Source organism: Pulveribacter sp., from assembly GCF_032079985.1.
Classification (GTDB): Bacteria; Pseudomonadota; Gammaproteobacteria; order Burkholderiales; family Burkholderiaceae_C; genus Melaminivora.
The window spans coordinates 461,116-478,778 of sequence record NZ_DAMATK010000001.1 but is presented as its reverse complement, the minus strand read 5'-3'; the positions used below and the strand labels follow the sequence as shown (position 1 = coordinate 478,778).

At 67.9% G+C, this 17,663-nt stretch carries 23 protein-coding genes; 3 read left to right on the top strand and 20 right to left on the bottom strand.

The window, feature by feature from the left end:
• Positions 1 to 12: 12 nt before the first annotated feature.
• From rpsK to RT282_RS02135, 15 genes are all read right to left on the bottom strand, one after another.
• Positions 13 to 417: a 30S ribosomal protein S11 gene (gene rpsK / locus RT282_RS02205; RefSeq protein WP_312302622.1), complete on the bottom strand. Its 405-nt coding sequence runs from the start codon at positions 415 to 417 to the stop codon at positions 13 to 15.
• A gap of 16 nt (positions 418 to 433) precedes the next feature.
• Complete coding sequence (gene rpsM / locus RT282_RS02200; RefSeq protein WP_313311509.1) at positions 434 to 799, bottom strand: 30S ribosomal protein S13; 366 nt, start codon at positions 797 to 799, stop codon at positions 434 to 436.
• 27 nt (positions 800 to 826) lie between these two features.
• Entirely contained in the window at positions 827 to 940 is a 114-nt protein-coding gene (gene rpmJ, locus RT282_RS02195) for a 50S ribosomal protein L36 (RefSeq protein ID WP_003050535.1), read from the bottom strand.
• Between the two features lie 155 nt (positions 941 to 1,095).
• On the bottom strand, positions 1,096 to 2,415 hold the full coding sequence (gene secY / locus RT282_RS02190) for a preprotein translocase subunit SecY (protein ID WP_312302618.1): 1,320 nt from the start codon (positions 2,413 to 2,415) through the stop codon (positions 1,096 to 1,098).
• A gap of 26 nt (positions 2,416 to 2,441) precedes the next feature.
• Entirely contained in the window at positions 2,442 to 2,873 is a 432-nt protein-coding gene (gene rplO / locus RT282_RS02185) for a 50S ribosomal protein L15 (RefSeq protein WP_312302615.1), read from the bottom strand.
• A 10-nt stretch (positions 2,874 to 2,883) separates the two neighbouring features.
• Entirely contained in the window at positions 2,884 to 3,072 is a 189-nt protein-coding gene (gene rpmD, locus RT282_RS02180; RefSeq protein ID WP_312302613.1) for a 50S ribosomal protein L30, read from the bottom strand.
• A gap of 13 nt (positions 3,073 to 3,085) precedes the next feature.
• On the bottom strand, positions 3,086 to 3,607 hold the full coding sequence (rpsE, locus tag RT282_RS02175) for a 30S ribosomal protein S5 (protein WP_312302610.1): 522 nt from the start codon (positions 3,605 to 3,607) through the stop codon (positions 3,086 to 3,088).
• A gap of 15 nt (positions 3,608 to 3,622) precedes the next feature.
• Positions 3,623 to 3,988 carry a 50S ribosomal protein L18 gene (gene rplR / locus RT282_RS02170; RefSeq protein WP_312302608.1) on the bottom strand — a complete coding sequence of 122 codons (366 nt, stop codon included), beginning with the start codon at positions 3,986 to 3,988 and terminating at the stop codon, positions 3,623 to 3,625.
• A gap of 11 nt (positions 3,989 to 3,999) precedes the next feature.
• Positions 4,000 to 4,533, bottom strand: a complete 534-nt coding sequence (gene rplF, locus RT282_RS02165; RefSeq protein WP_312302606.1) for a 50S ribosomal protein L6 — start codon at positions 4,531 to 4,533, stop codon at positions 4,000 to 4,002.
• 25 nt (positions 4,534 to 4,558) lie between these two features.
• The gene (gene rpsH / locus RT282_RS02160) at positions 4,559 to 4,954 is read right to left on the bottom strand and encodes a 30S ribosomal protein S8 (RefSeq protein ID WP_312302603.1); all 396 of its coding nucleotides are present in this window, start codon (positions 4,952 to 4,954) and stop codon (positions 4,559 to 4,561) included.
• 15 nt (positions 4,955 to 4,969) lie between these two features.
• Positions 4,970 to 5,275, bottom strand: a complete 306-nt coding sequence (gene rpsN, locus RT282_RS02155; protein ID WP_106844853.1) for a 30S ribosomal protein S14 — start codon at positions 5,273 to 5,275, stop codon at positions 4,970 to 4,972.
• 9 nt (positions 5,276 to 5,284) lie between these two features.
• Complete coding sequence (gene rplE, locus RT282_RS02150; protein ID WP_312302598.1) at positions 5,285 to 5,824, bottom strand: 50S ribosomal protein L5; 540 nt, start codon at positions 5,822 to 5,824, stop codon at positions 5,285 to 5,287.
• 10 nt (positions 5,825 to 5,834) lie between these two features.
• Positions 5,835 to 6,155, bottom strand: coding sequence for a 50S ribosomal protein L24 (rplX, locus tag RT282_RS02145; protein WP_312302596.1), 321 nt, complete (start codon positions 6,153 to 6,155; stop codon positions 5,835 to 5,837).
• 10 nt (positions 6,156 to 6,165) lie between these two features.
• Positions 6,166 to 6,534: a 50S ribosomal protein L14 gene (gene rplN, locus RT282_RS02140; protein WP_106844856.1), complete on the bottom strand. Its 369-nt coding sequence runs from the start codon at positions 6,532 to 6,534 to the stop codon at positions 6,166 to 6,168.
• 219 nt (positions 6,535 to 6,753) lie between these two features.
• Positions 6,754 to 8,352: a glycerol-3-phosphate dehydrogenase/oxidase gene (locus RT282_RS02135; RefSeq protein ID WP_313311507.1), complete on the bottom strand. Its 1,599-nt coding sequence runs from the start codon at positions 8,350 to 8,352 to the stop codon at positions 6,754 to 6,756.
• Between the two features lie 174 nt (positions 8,353 to 8,526).
• Here RT282_RS02135 and RT282_RS02130 point away from each other — a divergent pair, with 174 nt between their 5' ends.
• From RT282_RS02130 to proC, 3 genes are all read left to right on the top strand, one after another.
• Positions 8,527 to 9,309 carry a DeoR/GlpR family DNA-binding transcription regulator gene (locus RT282_RS02130; RefSeq protein WP_313311505.1) on the top strand — a complete coding sequence of 261 codons (783 nt, stop codon included), beginning with the start codon at positions 8,527 to 8,529 and terminating at the stop codon, positions 9,307 to 9,309.
• 46 nt (positions 9,310 to 9,355) lie between these two features.
• Complete coding sequence (gene glpK / locus RT282_RS02125) at positions 9,356 to 10,867, top strand: glycerol kinase GlpK (RefSeq protein ID WP_313311504.1); 1,512 nt, start codon at positions 9,356 to 9,358, stop codon at positions 10,865 to 10,867.
• Between the two features lie 122 nt (positions 10,868 to 10,989).
• Positions 10,990 to 11,835 (top strand): pyrroline-5-carboxylate reductase, encoded by an 846-nt coding sequence (proC, locus tag RT282_RS02120; RefSeq protein ID WP_313311502.1) that lies wholly within the window; start codon positions 10,990 to 10,992, stop codon positions 11,833 to 11,835.
• A 202-nt stretch (positions 11,836 to 12,037) separates the two neighbouring features.
• Here the strand turns inward: proC and ubiA are convergent, their stop codons facing one another.
• From ubiA to recG, 5 genes are all read right to left on the bottom strand, one after another.
• Positions 12,038 to 12,928, bottom strand: coding sequence for a 4-hydroxybenzoate octaprenyltransferase (gene ubiA / locus RT282_RS02115; RefSeq protein ID WP_313311501.1), 891 nt, complete (start codon positions 12,926 to 12,928; stop codon positions 12,038 to 12,040).
• Between the two features lie 116 nt (positions 12,929 to 13,044).
• On the bottom strand, positions 13,045 to 13,818 hold the full coding sequence (locus RT282_RS02110) for a phosphatase PAP2 family protein (RefSeq protein ID WP_313311500.1): 774 nt from the start codon (positions 13,816 to 13,818) through the stop codon (positions 13,045 to 13,047).
• Between the two features lie 40 nt (positions 13,819 to 13,858).
• Positions 13,859 to 14,380: a Dps family protein gene (locus RT282_RS02105; RefSeq protein WP_312757146.1), complete on the bottom strand. Its 522-nt coding sequence runs from the start codon at positions 14,378 to 14,380 to the stop codon at positions 13,859 to 13,861.
• 60 nt (positions 14,381 to 14,440) lie between these two features.
• On the bottom strand, positions 14,441 to 15,406 hold the full coding sequence (locus tag RT282_RS02100) for a LysR substrate-binding domain-containing protein (RefSeq protein ID WP_312302574.1): 966 nt from the start codon (positions 15,404 to 15,406) through the stop codon (positions 14,441 to 14,443).
• A 38-nt stretch (positions 15,407 to 15,444) separates the two neighbouring features.
• Positions 15,445 to 17,538, bottom strand: a complete 2,094-nt coding sequence (gene recG, locus RT282_RS02095) for an ATP-dependent DNA helicase RecG (protein ID WP_313311498.1) — start codon at positions 17,536 to 17,538, stop codon at positions 15,445 to 15,447.
• Positions 17,539 to 17,663 lie beyond the last annotated feature (125 nt).

The window sequence follows — 17,663 nt, the reverse complement described above, 5'->3', positions numbered from 1 at the left end:
TTCAGTGTGAGATCAGATGCGGCGGCGCTTTTGCGGGCGGCAGCCGTTGTGCGGGACAGGCGTCACGTCGGAGATCGACGTGATGCGGATGCCCAGGGCGCCCAGGGCGCGCACGGAGGATTCGCGACCCGGACCGGGGCCCTTGATCTCGACGTCCACGTTCTTGATGCCCTGCTCCATGGCGGCACGACCGGCCACTTCCGAGGCCACCTGAGCAGCGAAGGGAGTGGACTTGCGCGAGCCCTTGAAGCCTTGACCACCCGACGAAGCCCAGGACAGTGCATTGCCCTGGCGGTCGGTGATGGTGATGATGGTGTTGTTGAAGGAGGCGTGAACGTGGGCAATGCCGTCGGAGACGTTCTTGCGGACCTTCTTGCGCACGCGCTGGGCGGCGTTGTTGGCAGGAGACTTAGCCATAGGGTTCTTTCAGTCCTTACTTCTTCAGTGCCGCTGCGCCCTTGCGCGGACCCTTGCGGGTGCGGGCGTTGGTGCGGGTGCGCTGACCGCGCATCGGCAGGCCGCGGCGATGACGGAAGCCCCGGTAGCAGCCGATGTCCATCAGGCGCTTGATGTTCATCGTCGTCTCGCGACGCAGGTCACCTTCGATGGTGAGCTGGGCGATTTGGTCGCGGATCTTTTCCAGATCTGCGTCGGTCAATTCCTTGACCTTCTTGGAGTAGTCGATGCCGCATGCATCGCAGATCTTGCGAGCACGGGTGCGCCCAATGCCGTAGATGGCCGTCAGACCAATTTCGGCATGCTGATGGGGCGGAATGTTGATACCAGCGATACGAGCCATGTGCGTCCTCTAATGATCGTTAAGCCATCAGCCCTGGCGCTGCTTGTGACGCTGATCCGTGCAGATCACGCGCACCACACCCTTGCGGCGGATGATTTTGCAGTTGCGGCAGATCTTCTTTACCGAAGCCGAAACTCTCATTGCATTCTCCTAAACTTGTCCAATCGTTCCTTCCCTTACGGGATACAGCGGAACACAAAAATCAGCCCGCGAGCGAACGTTGGGCATCAATGAAAATTGCCGCAATTCTGGCGAACCCGCCACTATAGCGGATTCACCAAAACCAGGCCAGTGGGTCAGGCGCCAGCCGTCGTCTTGAAGTTCGCCTTCTTGAGCAGCGACTCGTACTGCTGGCTCATCAGGTAGTTCTGCACCTGGGCCATGAAATCCATGGTCACTACCACAATGATCAGCAGCGAGGTGCCGCCAAAATAGAACGGCACGTTGTACTTCAGGATCAGGAACTCCGGCAGCAAGCACACGAAGGTGATGTAGATCGCCCCCGCCAGCGTCAGCCGAACCAGGATCTTGTCGATGTAGCGTGCCGTGTGCTCACCCGGACGAATCCCGGGGATGAACGCCCCGCTCTTCTTCAGGTTGTCTGCCGTTTCCCGGCTGTTGAAAACCAGCGCGGTATAGAAGAAGCAGAAGAACACGATGGCGGTCGCATACAGCAGCACGTAGATCGGCTGACCAGGCGTGAGCGTGCCTGCGATATCGCGCAGCCAGCGCATGGACTCACCGGCACTGAACCAGTTCACGATGGTCGCAGGCAGCAGGATGATCGACGAGGCGAAGATCGGCGGGATCACGCCAGCCATGTTCAGCTTGAGCGGCAGGTGCGAGGACTGCCCCCCATACACCTTGTTGCCCACCTGACGGCGTGCGTAATTCACCAGGATCTTGCGCTGGCCGCGCTCCACATACACCACGAAGTACGTGACCAAGCCCACGATTGCCACGATGAAGATGGCGGCGGGGATGCCCATGGCACCAGTACGCACCAACTCCAGCAGGCCACCCAAGGCGCTGGGCAGGCCGGCAGCGATGCCGGCGAAGATCAGGATCGAGATCCCGTTGCCCAGACCACGCTCAGTGATCTGCTCTCCCAGCCACATCAGGAACATGGTGCCTGCAGTGAGACTGACCACGGCCGTCATGCGGAAGCCGAAGCCCGGATCGAGCACCAGCCCCGCCTGGCTTTCCAGTGCCACGGCGATGCCCAGCGACTGGAAAACGGCCAGGCCGACGGTCCCGTAACGGGTGTACTGCGTGATCTTGCGGCGACCGGCCTCCCCTTCTTTCTTCATCTGCTCGAACGTGGGAACCACATAGGTCATCAGCTGCATGATGATCGATGCCGAGATGTACGGCATGATCCCCAGCGCGAAAACCGTGAAGCGCGACAGCGCCCCACCCGAGAACATGTTGAAGAGGTTGAGGATGCCGCCCTGCTGGCCGTTGAACAGCTGCTGCAGCTGCGCCGGATCGATCCCCGGGACGGGGATGTGTGCGCCCACGCGGTACACGACCAGCGCGAGCAGCAGAAAGACCAGGCGCCGGCGAAGGTCGCCGAACTTGCCGGTTTTCGCCAGTTGAGCTGCGTTCGTAGCCACGGATGCCTTTCGTCGTGTGCGGCCGATCAGGCCACGCTGCCGCCGGCCGCCTCGATGGCAGCCTTGGCGCCAGCGGTGGCTCCAATGCCCGACAGCTTCACGGCGCGAGTGATCTCGCCGCTCTTGATGACCTTGACCACACGGGTCAGCTCATCGATCAGGCCAGCCTTCTTGAGGGCGAGCACGTCCACCTCGGCCGCATCCAGGCGGCTCAGGGCGGAAAGCGTCACTTCGGCATTGAACTTGAGCAGATGCGACTTGAAGCCACGCTTGGGCAGGCGGCGCTGCAGAGGCATCTGACCGCCTTCGAAGCCAACCTTGTGGTAGCCACCCGAGCGGGACTTCTGGCCCTTGTGGCCGCGACCGGCCGTCTTGCCCAGACCGGAGCCGATGCCGCGACCGACGCGGCGAGCGGCGTGCTTGGCTCCTGCTGCGGGCTGGATGTTATTGAGTTCCATCATCAACCTCTCAGAGGATTTTGACCAGGTAGCTGATCTTGTTGATCATGCCGCGCACCTCGGGCGTGTCCTTGAGCTCGCTCACGCTGTTGAGCTTGCGCAGGCCCAGGCCACGAACGGTGGCGCGGTGCGATTCCTTGGTGCCGATAGGGCTGCGCACCAGCTGAATCTTCACGGTTTGTTGCGTCGTCGTTGTCATGTCGACTTCCTCTTCAGGCAGCGAACAGCTCTTCGACCGACTTGCCGCGCTTGGCAGCCACTTCGGCCGGCGTCGTGCAGTTGGTCAGGGCGTCGAGCGTTGCGCGCACCATGTTGTAGGGGTTGGACGAGCCATGGCTCTTGGCCACGATGTCGGTGATGCCCATGACTTCGAAGACGGCACGCATCGGGCCGCCGGCGATGATGCCGGTACCCTGGGGAGCGGGAGCCATCATGACCACGGCAGCGCCGTGGTGGCCGGTCACGTTGTGGTGGATGGTGCCGTTCTTGAGCGACACCTTCACCATCTTGCGGCGGGCCTCTTCCATGGCCTTCTGCACGGCGGCGGGCACTTCCTTGGATTTGCCCTTGCCCATGCCCACGCGACCATCACCGTCGCCGACCACCGTCAGTGCTGCGAAGCCCAGAATACGGCCGCCCTTGACGACTTTGGTCACGCGGTTGACCGCGATCATTTTCTCGCGCAGACCGTCGTCGCGACCTTCGTCCTGCACCTTGGGTTGAAATTTAGCCATTGTTATCCGCTCCGCTTAGAACTGCAGGCCGGCTTCGCGAGCCGCCTCGGCCAGGGCCTTCACACGACCGTGGTAGGCAAAACCTGCGCGATCAAATGCCACCCGCTCGACGCCGGCCGCCTTGGCCTTCTCGGCGATGCGCTTGCCCACGGCCTCGGCCGCGGCCGCATTGCCACCCTTGCCCGCACCACCCAGCGCCTGACGCACCTCGGCTTCTGCCGTGGACGCCGTGGCCAGCACGCGTGCACCATCTTCGGAGATGAGGCTGGCGTAGATGTGGAGATTTGTGCGGTGCACCGTCAGGCGCGCAACGCCCTGCTGGGCAATGCGGATGCGGGTCTGGCGGGCACGGCGAAGACGCTGCTCTTTCTTGGTCAACATGTTGCAGCTCCTTATTTCTTCTTGGTCTCTTTGATCACGACCTTTTCGTCCGCATAACGGATGCCCTTGCCCTTGTAGGGCTCGGGCGGACGAACGGCGCGGATCTCGGCGGCCAGCTGGCCCACCACCTGGCGGTCGGCACCCTTGATCACGACTTCGGTCGGAGTCGGGGTAGCCACCGTGATGCCGGCGGGCATATCGAAGTTAACGGGGTGGGAAAAGCCGATGTTCAGGTTCAGCTTGGAACCGGAGGCAGCAGCCTTGAAGCCCACGCCGACCAGGGTCAGCTTCTTCTCGAAGCCGCGGCTGACGCCGAGCACCATGTTGTTCACCAATTGGCGAATGGTGCCGCTCATGGCATTGGCCTCGCGCGACTCGTCGGTCGGCGCAAAGCTCAGCTTGCCATCGTTGCTGGAAACCTTCACCAGCGCGCTCTGGGCCAGCGACAGCGTGCCGCCTGCGCCCTTGACGCTGATCTGGTCGTCCTTGATGGACACATCCACGCCTGCGGGGATGGTCACCGGAGATTTGCCTACTCGGGACATTTCTGTTTACTCCTCGAATGCCGCGTCAGGCCACGTAGCACAGCACTTCGCCGCCGACACCGGTGGCACGCGCCTTGCGGTCGGTCATCACGCCCTTGGGTGTGGTGACGATGGCCACGCCCAGGCCGTTCTGGACCTGGGGGATGGCGCCCGCGCCCTTGTACACGCGCAGGCCGGGACGGCTCACACGCTCGATGCGCTCGATCACCGGACGGCCGGCGTAGTACTTCAGGGCGATTTGCAGCTCGGACTTGCCGGCGTCGGTCTTGACTTCAAAACCGTCGATATAGCCTTCGTCCTTGAGCACCTGGGCGATGGCGATTTTCACCTTGGAGGACGGCACCGACACGGTGGCCTTGGACACCATCTGCGCGTTGCGGATGCGGGTCAGCAGGTCAGCGATGGGATCACTCATGCTCATGTTTATCTCTCCTGCTTACCAGCTGGCCTTGGTGACACCGGGGATGTCACCAGCGAAGGCCAGTTCACGGATCTTGGCGCGGGCCAGACCAAACTGGCGGAACGTGCCGCGGGGGCGGCCGGTCATCTCGCAGCGGTTGCGCTGGCGCGTGGGGTTCGCGTTGCGCGGGAGCTTCTGCAGGCCCAGGCGGGCAGCGTCGCGCTCTTCGTCAGAGCGCTTGGCGTCGCCGGCAATGGCCTTCAGTTCAGCGTACTTGGCGGCGTACTTGGCAGCCAGTTTTTCGCGCTTGAGTTCGCGCTGGATCAAAGCTTTCTTAGCCATGCGCCACCTTTAGTTCTTGAACGGGAAACGGAAGCCGGCCAGCAGGGCCTTGGCTTCATCGTCGGTCTTGGCCGTCGTGGTGATGCTGATGTTCAGACCACGCAGCGCATCCACCTTGTCGTACTCGATCTCAGGGAAGATGATCTGCTCTTTGACGCCGATGTTGTAGTTGCCACGGCCGTCGAAAGCGCGGCCGGAGATACCACGGAAGTCACGCACGCGGGGCAGAGCCACGGTCACGAAACGATCCAGGAATTCGTACATGCGGACGCCACGCAGCGTCACCATGCAGCCGATGGCCTGGCCTTCGCGGATCTTGAAGCCGGCGATGGCCTTCTTGGCCTTGGTCACCACAGGCTTTTGGCCGGCGATCTTGGTCAGATCGGCCACGGCGTTGTCCATCACCTTCTTGTCGGCCACGGCTTCGCTCACACCCATGTTCAGGGTGATCTTGGTCAGGCGCGGGACTTCCATGATGGATTGGTAGCCGAACTTTTCCTTCAGTTCGGCCGCGATCTTGTCGCGATAGAGTTGTTGCAGTCGTGCCATGAGGACCCCTTTAAGCCGTCTTGATTTCGGCGCCGCTGGACTTGTAGACACGCACGCGCGTGCCGTCGGCCTGCACCTTGACTCCGACGCGGTCGGCCTTGCCGGTGGCGGCATTGAAGATGGCCACGTTGGACTGGTGGATGGGCATGGCCTTTTCCACGATGCCGCCGGTGGTGCCCTTCATGGGGTTCGGCTTGACGTGCTTCTTGACCAGATTGATGCCTTCGATGACCAGGTAGGAGTCATCCTTGCGCAGCGCGACCGTGCCACGCTTGCCCTTGTCGCGCCCTGCGAGCACGATGATTTCATCGCCCTTGCGGATCTTGTTCATGGTGCTTCCTTCAGAGAACTTCAGGAGCCAGGGACACGATCTTCATGAAGCGCTCGGTACGCAGCTCGCGCGTCACGGGGCCGAAGATGCGGGTGCCGATGGGCTCCAGCTTTGCATTGAGCAGCACGGCGGCATTGCCGTCGAACTTGACGAGCGAGCCGTCTGCGCGACGGATGCCCTTGGCGGTGCGAACCACCACGGCGCTGTAGACCTCGCCCTTCTTGACGCGGCCACGCGGTGCGGCTTCTTTCACGCTCACCTTGATGATGTCGCCAACACTGGCATAGCGCCGCTTGGAGCCGCCCAGCACCTTGATGCACAGGACGGACTTGGCGCCGGTGTTGTCGGCAACCTCTAACCGAGATTCTGTCTGGATCATTTGAATATTCCCAACTTGTACCAGCGGCCCTTCGCACCGGAAAAACCGGAGCGAAAGGCGCAACGCCAGTCAGTCTTGGGCCCGTCGTCCGCGCCGCAAACCATTTCGCAAGCGTTTTCGCTGGGCAGATAAGCCTCGCGCTAGCAAAGCACGAAGCCCGCTAGTGTCGCAAAAACAAAACCGCCCGTCAAGTGGTTTTGAAGGGCGGTTTGCTACTTTTCAGGCCGGCACCGTGGCGTACTGGTTCGCCAGCTCCAGGAAGGGGGCCAGTTGCGGGTCGTGGCCGGGCAGTTCCTCGGCCAGGATCTGCGCCACGCGCGGCGCCAGGGAGGCAGCCAGGCGCGCGTCCAGGAAGAGCACGCGGGCGCGGCGTGCCAGCACATCTTCCACGGTGCGGGCGTACTCGTGGCGCACGGCCCAGCGCACCATGGCCTCGGTCAGGCCTTCGGCCAGCACCACATCGGCGCCCGGCAGAGCCGCCACCAGGGCGGCCTCGCCGCCGTAGGAATGCAGGCCCTGCGGCTGGTTCATGCCCTGGCGCGCGCTGGCACCGGCCGCACCCACCAGCGGCAGCGACACCGTCACGCCAGCATCGCGGCGCGGCAGCAGATGCGCCTCGAAGCACTTGTCCAGCACGTCCTCGGCCATGGCTCGGTAGGTGGTCCACTTGCCGCCAGTGACGGTGACCAGGCCGGTGGGGCTGGCGATCACGGTGTGCTCGCGGCTGATGCGCTTGGTGTTGCCGCCATCGTCGCCCTGGGGCTTGACCAGCGGGCGCAGGCCGACCCAGATGCTGCGCACGTCCTGCACGGTGGGCGCGCGGCGCAGGTAGCGGCCGGCCTCGCCCAGGATGAAGGCGACCTCCTCGTGCATGGCCAGCGGCTCGCGCGCCAGGTCGTGGCGCGGGCTGTCGGTGGTGCCCAGGATGAGCTTGCCCAGCCACGGCACGGCGAACAGCACCCGCCCATCGGCGGTCTTGGGCACCATCAGCGCATGGTCGCTGGGCAGGAATTCGCGGTCCACCACCAGGTGCACGCCCTGGCTGGGGGCCACCATGGGCGCCAGCTCGCGCCCGGCGGCTTGGCCGTCGCGCTGGCGCAGCGCGTCCACCCAGACGCCGGTGGCATTGACCACGCAGCGCGCGCGCACCTCGAAGCGGGCGCCGCCCTCGGCGTCTTCGCAAACCACGCCGGCAACCTTGCCGCCCTCGTACAGCAGGTCGATCGCCGGGCAGTAGTTGACCAGCAGCGCACCCCGGGCCGCGGCGGTACGCGCCAGCGCCAGGGCCAGGCGGGCGTCATCGAACTGCCCGTCCCAATATTTGACGCCGCCCTTGAGGCCGTCCGCCACGGCCGTGGGCAGGCAGCGCAGGGTTTCCATGCGGCCCAGGCACTGCGTGTCGCCCAGGCCGGCCTTGCCGGCCAGCGCGTCGTACATCTTCAGGCCGGTGCCGTAGAACGGCGTCTCCCACAGCTTGTACGACGGCATGACGAAGGCCAGCGGCTGCGCCAGGTGCGGCGCGTTCTTCAGCAGTGTGGTGCGCTCGTGCAGGGCCTCGCGCACCAGGGCGATGTTGCCCTGGGCCAGGTAGCGCACGCCGCCGTGCACCAGCTTGGTGGCACGCGAGGACGTGCCCTTGGCGAAGTCGTGCGACTCCAGCAGCACCACCGAAAAGCCCCGCGCCGCCGCGTCCAGCGCCACGCCCAGCCCGGTCGCGCCGCCGCCGATGACCGCCAGGTCGTAGGTGTGGGGCTGGGCCAGGCGCTGCAGCAACGCGGCGCGGTCGGTGGGCAGGGGAGTGGCGTTGGCGGCAGTCATGGGCGTGATCTTCTACGGTTCCTGGGGAGCGATTTCAGGGTTAACCCGGTATGCGGGCCATACCCGGATGGTAAAACGATTCTTCGTATCGGTTCATTTTCTTTCGTTTCACGCCCATCTTTTGGCATATTAAGCCCTGAGAATTTTCGTTTCGCTTCGTTTTACAAGGCCGCCGTGAGCAAGAGCAAGCATTCCACCGCCAACCCGCGCCAGCTGCTGCTGCTCGAGCAGCTGCGCCACAGCCAGAGCGCCAGCGTGGAGCAGCTCGCGCAAAGCCTGGGCGTGACGCTGCAGACCGTGCGCCGTGACGTGCAGCGCCTGGCCGAGCAGGGGCTGGTGACGCGCTTTCACGGCGGCGTGCGCCTGCCCGGCTCGACCATCGAGAACCTGGCGCACCCGCAGCGCGAGACGCTGCACGCCGAGGGCAAGCGGCGCATCGCCCGCGCCGTGGCGCAGCAGATTCCGCCCGGCTGCTCGGTGATCCTGAACATCGGCACCACTACCGAGGCCGTGGCCCGCGCCCTGCTGGGACGCCAGGGCCTGCGCGTCATCACCAACAACATCAACGTGGCCGCCACGCTCAGCGGCAACCCGGACTGCGAGGTCATCGTCGCCGGCGGCGTGGTGCGCGCACGCGACCGCGGCATCGTGGGCGAGGCGGCGGTGGACTTTCTGCGCCAGTTCCGCGTGGACATCGCCATCATCGGCATCTCCGGCATCGAGCCCGACGGCACGCTGCGCGACTACGACCTGCGCGAGGTGAAGGTGGCGCAGACCATCATTGCGCAGGCGCGCGAGGTCTGGCTGGTGGCCGACCACAGCAAGTTCAACCGCCCGGCCATGGTGCAATTGGCGACACTGGCGCAGATCGACCGCCTGTTCACCGACGCGCCGCCGCCCGAGCCCTTCCCGCGCCTGCTGCAGGAGGCCGGGGTGCAATGCACCGTCGCCGCCTGAAACCCCTGCCCAAGCACCGTTTCTTTCCGCTGCCGCCGACACCGCCATGACCTACCTGCTCGCCCTCGACCAAGGCACCTCCAGCTCGCGCTCCATCGTCTTCGACCGCAGCGGCCACATCGTCACCCAGGCCCAGCTGGAGCTGCCGCAGATCTACCCGCGGCCCGGCTGGGTGGAGCACGACGCGCGCGAGATCTGGCGCACCCAGCTGGCCACGGCACGCCAGGCGCTGGCGCAGGCCGGCCTCCAGGCGAGCGACGTGCGCGCCATCGGCATCACCAACCAGCGCGAGACCACGCTGGTGTGGAACCGCAAGACCGGCGCGCCCATCCACCACGCCATCGTCTGGCAGGACCGGCGCGCCGAGCCGGCCTGCGCCCGCCTGCGCGAGCAGGGCCACGAGGCGCTGATCCAGGGCAAGACCGGCCTGCGCATCGACGCCTACTTCTCTGCCACCAAGCTGCAGTGGCTGCTGGACAACGTGCCCGGCGCGCGCACGGCCGCAGAAAGCGGCGAGCTGGCCTTCGGCACCATCGACAGCTGGCTGATCTGGCAGCTCACGGGCAGGCGGCGCCACGTCACGGACGTCAGCAACGCCAGCCGCACCATGCTGTTCAACGTGCGCGAGAACCGCTGGGACGACGAGCTGCTGGCGCTGCTGGACATCCCGCGCGCGCTGATGCCCGAGGTGCTTCCCTCGGCCAGCCTGGAGTTCGGCGCCACCGACGCCGAGCTGCTGGGCGGCGCCATCCCCATCGCCGGCGTGGCGGGCGACCAGCAAAGCGCCCTCTTCGGCCAGGCCTGCTTCAGTGCCGGCATGGCCAAGAACACCTACGGCACGGGCTGCTTCATGCTGATGCACACCGGCCAGCGCTTCGAGACCAGCCACAACGGCCTGCTCACCACCAGCGCGGCTCAGACCAGCACCACGCCGGAATACGCCATGGAGGGCAGCGTCTTCGTCGGCGGCGCCGTGGTGCAGTGGCTGCGCGATGGCCTGCAGGCGATCCGCGCCAGCAGCGAGGTGCAGCAGCTGGCCGAGAGCGTGCCCGACTCCGGCGGCGTGATGATGGTGCCGGCCTTCACCGGCCTGGGCGCGCCCTACTGGCAGCCCGAGGCGCGCGGCACCATCACCGGCCTGACGCGCGGCAGCACGCTGGCGCACATCGCCCGCGCGGCGCTGGAGTCCATCGCCTACCAAAGCGCCGCCCTGCTGCAGGCCATGAGCCGGGACGCCGTGGCCGCCGGCGGCGCGCCGGTGTCCGAGCTGCGCGTGGACGGCGGCGCCTGCGTGAACGACCTGCTGATGCAGTTCCAGGCCGACCTGCTGGGCATCCCCGTGGTGCGCCCGGCCTGCGTGGAGACCACTGCCCTGGGCGCGGCCTACCTGGCCGGCCTGGCCAGCGGGGTGTACGCCGGCACCGAGGAGCTGGCCAGCCTGTGGCGCGCCGAGCGGCGCTTCGTACCCACCATGGCGCGCGAGCAGGCCCAGGCGCTGATGCACCGCTGGGAGCACGCCGTGGCCCAGGCCACGCTGGACTGCGGTCAGCAAAAATAATAGCTGCCGACGCATGATGCGCCTGGTTTTGCCATAGTTTTCACATTCAAACGCCCATCAATAGAGCGCTGGCAGCTCTCATTTTTGAAGCAGCCGGCGGCTCTTTTTCATCCGTCCAAACCATGACCGATACCCGCACCGCACCCTCCGAGCCCCGCTGCATCGCCTTCATCGGCGGCGGCAACATGGCCAGCGCCATCATCGGCGGGCTGGTCGGGCGTGGCCATCCGGCCGACCGGATCGAGGTGGTCGAGCCCTGGGACGCGGCCCGCGACGCGCTGCGCCAGCGCTTTCGCATCGAGGCCCAGGCGCAGGCCGGCGCGCAGCTGGCGCGCGCGCAGCTGGTGGTGTGGGCCGTCAAGCCCCAGACCTTCAAGGACGCCGCCGACGCCGCCGCGCCCCACGTCGCCCAGGCCCTGCACCTGAGCGTGGCCGCCGGCATCCCCACCGCCAGCATCGCGCGCTGGCTGGGCAGCGAGCGCATCGTGCGCGCCATGCCCAACACGCCGGCGCTGGTGGGCAAGGGCATCACCGGCCTGTTCGCCGCGCCCCAGGTCGACGCCGCCGGCCGCGCGCTGGTCGAGCGCGTGGTCGCCACCACCGGCCAGTTCGTGTGGGTGGACAAGGAGGCGCAGCTGGACGCGGTGACGGCGCTGTCGGGCTCGGGCCCGGCCTATGTCTTTTTGTTCCTGCAGGCCATGCAGCAGGCCGGCCAGGACATGGGCCTGAGCGCCGCCCAGGCCTACCAGCTGGCCGTGGCCACCTTCCAGGGCGCCGCCGAGCTGGCCGCCCGCTCGGACGAAGGCCCCGAGGTGCTGCGCCAGCGCGTGACCAGCAAGGGCGGCACCACGCACGCGGCCATCACCCACATGCAGGAGCAGCGCATCCCCGAGCACTTCGTCGCCGCGATGCGCGCCGCCGAGCGGCGCGCGCGGGAACTGGCGGAAGAATTTGGGACAACCCCCTGAGCGGCTGCGCCGCTTCCCCCTTCTCTCGAATCGCGTAGCGATTCGGGAAGGGGGACGCCACCGGTGCTGCGGGGCGGCCCTTGCACGGTGGCCGCTGGCAGGGTTGCGCCCATTGCAGGACCCGCTGCCAGGTTTTGCAGCGGGCTGCGAAGAGTCTCATGAAAATTGGCTCCAGCACTTGTCCATCAAGCGCCAGCAGCTATCAATAGCGTAGCGCGTAACCCAGCGCCACGCCGGCGAAGATCGCCACGCCGATCCAGTGGCTCTTGCTGAAGGCGACGAAGCAGCCCTCGCGCGTGCGCCGGCGGATCAGCGTGTAGTGCCACACCACCTGCGCCGCCGCCGCACCCCAACCCAGCCACACCGGCCAGCCCAGGCCCAGCGCCAGCAGCACAGCGGCGGTAAGTGCCAGGCACAACGCAAAGAACAGCATCACGCCCGCCACGTCGAAACGCCCCAGCGTGATGGCCGAGGTCTTCATGCCGATCTTCAGGTCGTCATCGCGGTCCACCATGGCGTACTCGGTGTCGTAGGCCAGCACCAGGAACAGGTTGGCCAGCCACAACACCCATGCCTGGCCCGGCACCTGCCCCTGCACGGCGGCGTAGGCGATGACGATGCCGAAGTTGAAGGCGATGCCCAGGAAGGCCTGCGGCATGGCGAAAAAGCGCTTGGTGAAGGGGTAGAGGATGGTGGCCAGCACCGCCGGCACCGACCAGGCCACGGCCTCCCAGCGCGTGGTCAGCACCAGGGCCAGCGCCACCAGCGCCAGAGCCGCCGCCAGCACCAGCGCCTCGCGCACGCTGACCTGCCCCGTCGTGATGGGCCGCGCCTGCGTGCGCTTGACGTGCCGGTCGAAGTCGCGGTCGGCCACGTCGTTGATGCAGCAGCCCGCGCTCCTCATCAGCACCGTGCCGGCCACGAAGACGATCAGCAGGTGCCAGCCGGGAAAGCCGCCCGCCGCCGCCCACAGCGCCACCAGGGTCGGCCAGACCAGCACCAGCCAGCCGGCCGGGCGGTTGAAGCGGATCAGGTCCAGGTACAGGGCAAGGCGGCTGCGCGGGGACGCAACCGGTGGGGCAACGACGGGCATGGCGGCAATGAACGAACGGGCGAGAGGGAAAACCGGCGGGCCGGGCAGTCAGCACGCGGCTGGAGCCGGCGCACCGGCGTGGCCCAGGATTGGATTGTCGGCCATGCCCGCCCGCCTCAGGCGCGGAGGCAGGCCCCGCGCCGGCGCAGCGCCCATTCGGCCGCGCACACCATGCAGGCGCCCCAGGCCAGCGCCAGCAGCCAGCCGGCCAGCACGTCGCTGGCGTAGTGCACGCGCAGCAGCACGCGGCTGGCGCCCACGCCCAGCGCCAGTGCCAGGGCTGCCAGCGCCAGCGGCAACCGCCAGGCACGGCGCAGGTGCGGCAGCAGCAGCCAGACCAGCAGGCCGAACAGCGCCAGCGTGCCGGCGCTGTGGCCGCTGGGAAAGCTGTGCCCGCCTTCGGCCACCCAGGCCTCGGCCGGGCGCGGGCGGGCCACGGCGCTCTTGATCGCCCGCGTCCACAGGCCCGCGCCGGCCGTGCCCAGCAGCCATACGCCGGCGCGCAGGCTGTCGCGCCGGCGCAGCAGCACCAGCAGCACGGCGGCGGCCAGCGGCACCAGCAGGCCGACGTGGCCCAGCTGGGTGAAGGCGACCAGCGGCCCGTGCCAGGCGGGGCCCACGCGCCGCTCGATCCAGCCGCTCACGGCGGCGTCCAGCGCCAGCCCGTCCACGCCGGGCCACAGGCCCGCCATGGACGCCGCCAAGCCGGCCAGCCCGAGCGCGGCCAGCACGCCCGCGCCGGCCAGCGCCCGGCAGGCTGCCGGCCCCAGGGCCGCGGGCTCCGCCGGCGGGCCGGGGCGGCGCAGGTAGAAAAAAAGGCCGCCCAGGGCGGCCAGTGTCAGGGCGGCGCCGGCCGGCGCGGCCCAGGCGTCGATCCAGGCCCAGCTCATGCGCCGAGGCCGGGCCGATGCCCGGCGGCGGGCAGCCGCATCACTCCTCCAGCAGCGAGCGCAGCATCCAGGCCGTCTGCTCGTGCACCGTCAGGCGCTGGGTCAGCAGGTCGGCGGTGGGCTCGTCGCCGGCCTTGTCGGCCACCGGGAACAGCTCGCGCGCGGTGCGGGCCACGGCCTCGTGACCCTCGACAAGGATGCGCACCATCTCCATCGCCTTCGGCGGCGTGCTGGGCGCATCGGCCAGCGAGGTCAGCCGGCCGAACTCGGCATACGAGCCGGGCGCGTGGTGGCCCAGCGAGCGGATGCGCTCGGCCACCGGGTCCACGGCGTTCCACAGCTCGGTGTACTGCCCCATGAACATGGTGTGCAGCGTGTTGAACATGGGGCCCGTCACGTTCCAATGGAAGTTGTGCGTGGTCAGGTACAGGGTGTAGGTGTCGGCCAGCAGGCGCGACAGGCCGGTGGCGATGGCGGCGCGGTCCTTGTCGCCGATGCCGATGTTGATGCGCGGCGCGCCGCCCTTGTTGCCAAGCGTCTTGGGGCTGGTGGTTTTGGCCATGCGGATGATCCTCCTGTAGGGGTTGCGAGGGTGGGACGGAAAAAAGCGGTCAGCCACGCATCAGGATAGCCGCGTCACGCCCGGCAGCTCGCAGGCGTAGACGGCGTTGCGCAGCGCGGCGATGGCCTCGTAGCGCGTGAAGCTGCGCCGCCAGGCCAGCACCACGCGGCGCATGGGCGGGGCGCTGCCGTCGCCTTCGACGATGGGCAGGTAGCGCACGTGCGCCTCGTCGCTCTTTCGGCGGCGCACGCCGCGGTGCAGCGCGTCGCGCGGCACGGACAGGCGCGGCACCAGCGTCACGCCCATGCCGGCGGCCACCATGTGTTTGATGGTCTCCAGCGACGAGCCCTCGAAGGTGCGGCGTATGCCCTCGGCGTTGGTGGCGTAGCGGGCGAACTCGGGGCAGACCTCCAGCACGTGATCGCGAAAGCAGTGGCCCGCGCCCAGCAGCAGCATGGTCTCGTTCTTGAGCTGCGTGGCGCTCACGGTCTCCTGCGCCGCCAGCGGGTGGCTGGAGGGCACGGCGGCCATGAAGGGCTCGTCGTACAGCGGGGCGATCGCCAGGCCGGTGTCCGGAAACGGCTCGGCCAGGATGGCGCAGTCGATCTCGCCGGTGCGCAGCATCTCCAGCAGGCGCACGGTGAAGTTCTCCTGCAGCATCAGCGGCATCTGCGGCGTGCGCGCGATGGAATGGCGCACCAGCTCGGGCAGCAGGTAGGGGCCGATGGTGTAGATCACGCCCAGCGTGAGCGGCCCGGCCAGCGGGTCCTTGCCGCGCTTGGCTATCTCCTTGATGGCGGCGGCCTGCTCCAGCACGCTTTGCGCCTGGCGCACGATGTCCTCGCCCAGGGCGGTGACGGAGACCTCGCCGGCACTGCGCTCGAACAGCTTGACCTCCAGCTCGTCTTCGAGCTTCTTGACGGCCACCGACAGCGTGGGCTGCGAGACGAAGCACGCCTCCGCGGCGCGGCCAAAGTGCTTTTCCCGCGCGACGGCGACGATGTATTTCAGCTCGGTCAGGGTCATGTCATGTCAGGTCAGAAGGGGTGAGTGAGGGCGGCTTCTCACGCCTTGAGGAAGTCCGATTTTCCGCCAAGCCAGCGCTCCATGTGCTGCGCCGCCAGTTCCGGGTGGTGCTCCAGCATGGCGGGCGCGGCCTCGCGCGCCCAGTCCAGCAGGCCGGTGTCGCCGGCCAGGTCGGCAAAGCGCAGCAGCGCGTCGCCCGACTGGCGCGCGCCCAGGAATTCTCCCGGGCCGCGGATGTCCAGGTCGCGCCGCGCGATCTCGAAGCCGTCGTTGGTCTCGGCCATGGCTTTCAGGCGCTCGCGCGCGGTCTCGCCCAGGCGGCCGGAGTCGCCCGTGGAGTACAGCAGCACGCAGGCCGACGCCGCCGCGCCCCGGCCCACGCGGCCCCGCAGCTGGTGCAGCTGCGACAGGCCGAAGCGCTCGGCATGCTCGATGACCATCAGCGAGGCGTTGGGCACGTCCACACCGACCTCGATGACGGTGGTGGAGACCAAGAGGCCCATGCGCCCGTTCTTGAACTCCTCCATCACCGCCTTCTTCTCGGCCGCCGGCATGCGCGAGTGCAGCAGGCCGACCTGCACGCCGGGCAGGGCCTCGCTCAGCTCCTGGTGCGTGGCCGTGGCGTTGGACAGGTCCAGCGCCTCGCTCTCCTCGATCAGCGGGCAGACCCAGTACACCTGCCGCCCGGCCGCCACCTGGGCGGCGATGCGCTCGACGATCTCGTCCTTGCGGCTGTCGGCAATCAGCTTGGTGACGATGGGCGTGCGCCCGGGCGGCAGCTCGTCGATGGTGGACACGTCCAGGTCGGCGTAGTAGCTCATGGCCAGGGTGCGCGGGATGGGCGTGGCGCTCATCATCAGCATGTGCGGCTCCTGGCCCAGGTGGCTGAGCTTCTTGCGCAGCGCCAACCGCTGGGCCACGCCGAAGCGGTGCTGCTCGTCGATCACGGCCAGCCCCAGGCGCTGGAACTGCACCTGCTCCTGGATGACGGCGTGCGTGCCCACCACCAGCGCGGCCGTGCCGTCGGCGATCGCCTCCAGCATGGCGGCGCGCTCGCGCTTCTTCTGCCCGCCCACCAGCCAGGCCACGCCCTGGGCGCGGTCAGCCAGCAGCGGCTGCAGCCAGCCGATCAGCTTGGCGAAGTGCTGCTCGGCCAAGATCTCGGTGGGCGCCATCAGCGCGCACTGCCAGCCGGCGTCGATGCACACGCAGGCGGCCAGCGCCGCCACCACGGTCTTGCCCGAGCCCACGTCGCCCTGCAGCAGGCGGTGCATGGGGCGGCTCGCCCCCAAGTCACGGGCGATCTCCTCGACCACGCGCCGCTGGGCGGCCGTGAGCTGGAAGGGCAGCGCGGCCAGCAATTGCTCGTGCAGGGCCGCGGCGCCATCGGCGGGGCGCAGCACCGGGGCGCGGAGCTGGTCGCGTTCGCGCCGGGCGGTCAGCTGCGACAGCTGCTGGGCCAGCAGCTCCTCGGCCTTGAGGCGCTGCCAGGCGGGGTGGCTGCGGTCTTCCAGCGCAGCCAGGGCCACGTCGGGCGTGGGGTGGTGCAAAAAAGTGAGCGCGTCACGCAGTGTCCACGGGCGCTGCAGGCCGTTTTGGCCATCAAAGACCAGCGCCGGCGGGGCCAGCTCGGCGGGCAGCGTCTCGGGCAGGGCCACGCGCGCCAGGGCCGTGGCGATGGCCCGGCGCAGGTAGGCCTGCGGCAGCTGCGCCACCGTGGGGTAGACGGGTGTGAGCGCGGCCGGCAGGTCGGCGCTGGCGCTTTTCACCACCGGGTGCAGCATCTGCCGGCCCCAGAAGCCGCCGCGGATCTCGCCGCGCGCGCGCAGGCGCACGCCCACGCCCATGGTCTTGTGGTGCGAGGGGTAGAAGCTGAAGAAGCGCAGCTCGCAGCTGCCCGAGGCGTCCTGCAGCGTCACCACCAGCTGGCGGCGCGGGTGCAGCTGCACCTGGCTGTGGGTGACCACGCCCTCGATCTGCACGCTGGCGCCCTCGCGCGCGCTGGCGATCGGGGTGATGCGGGTCTCGTCCTCGTAGCGCAGCGGCAGGTGCAGCGCCAGGTCGATGTCGCGCTCCAGGCCCAGCTTGAGCAAGGCCTGGCGAGCCGGGCTGGAGGCGGGCGGAGCGGGCATGCAAAAAGGCTACCACGCCGGGGAGCACTATCGAATAAGTAGCTGCCGCCGCTTCTCCCATCAGCATCCCACGATGTTTTCATGCCGCAATCCCTGCAAAGCAAGCGGCACCAGCTCCCTCATCC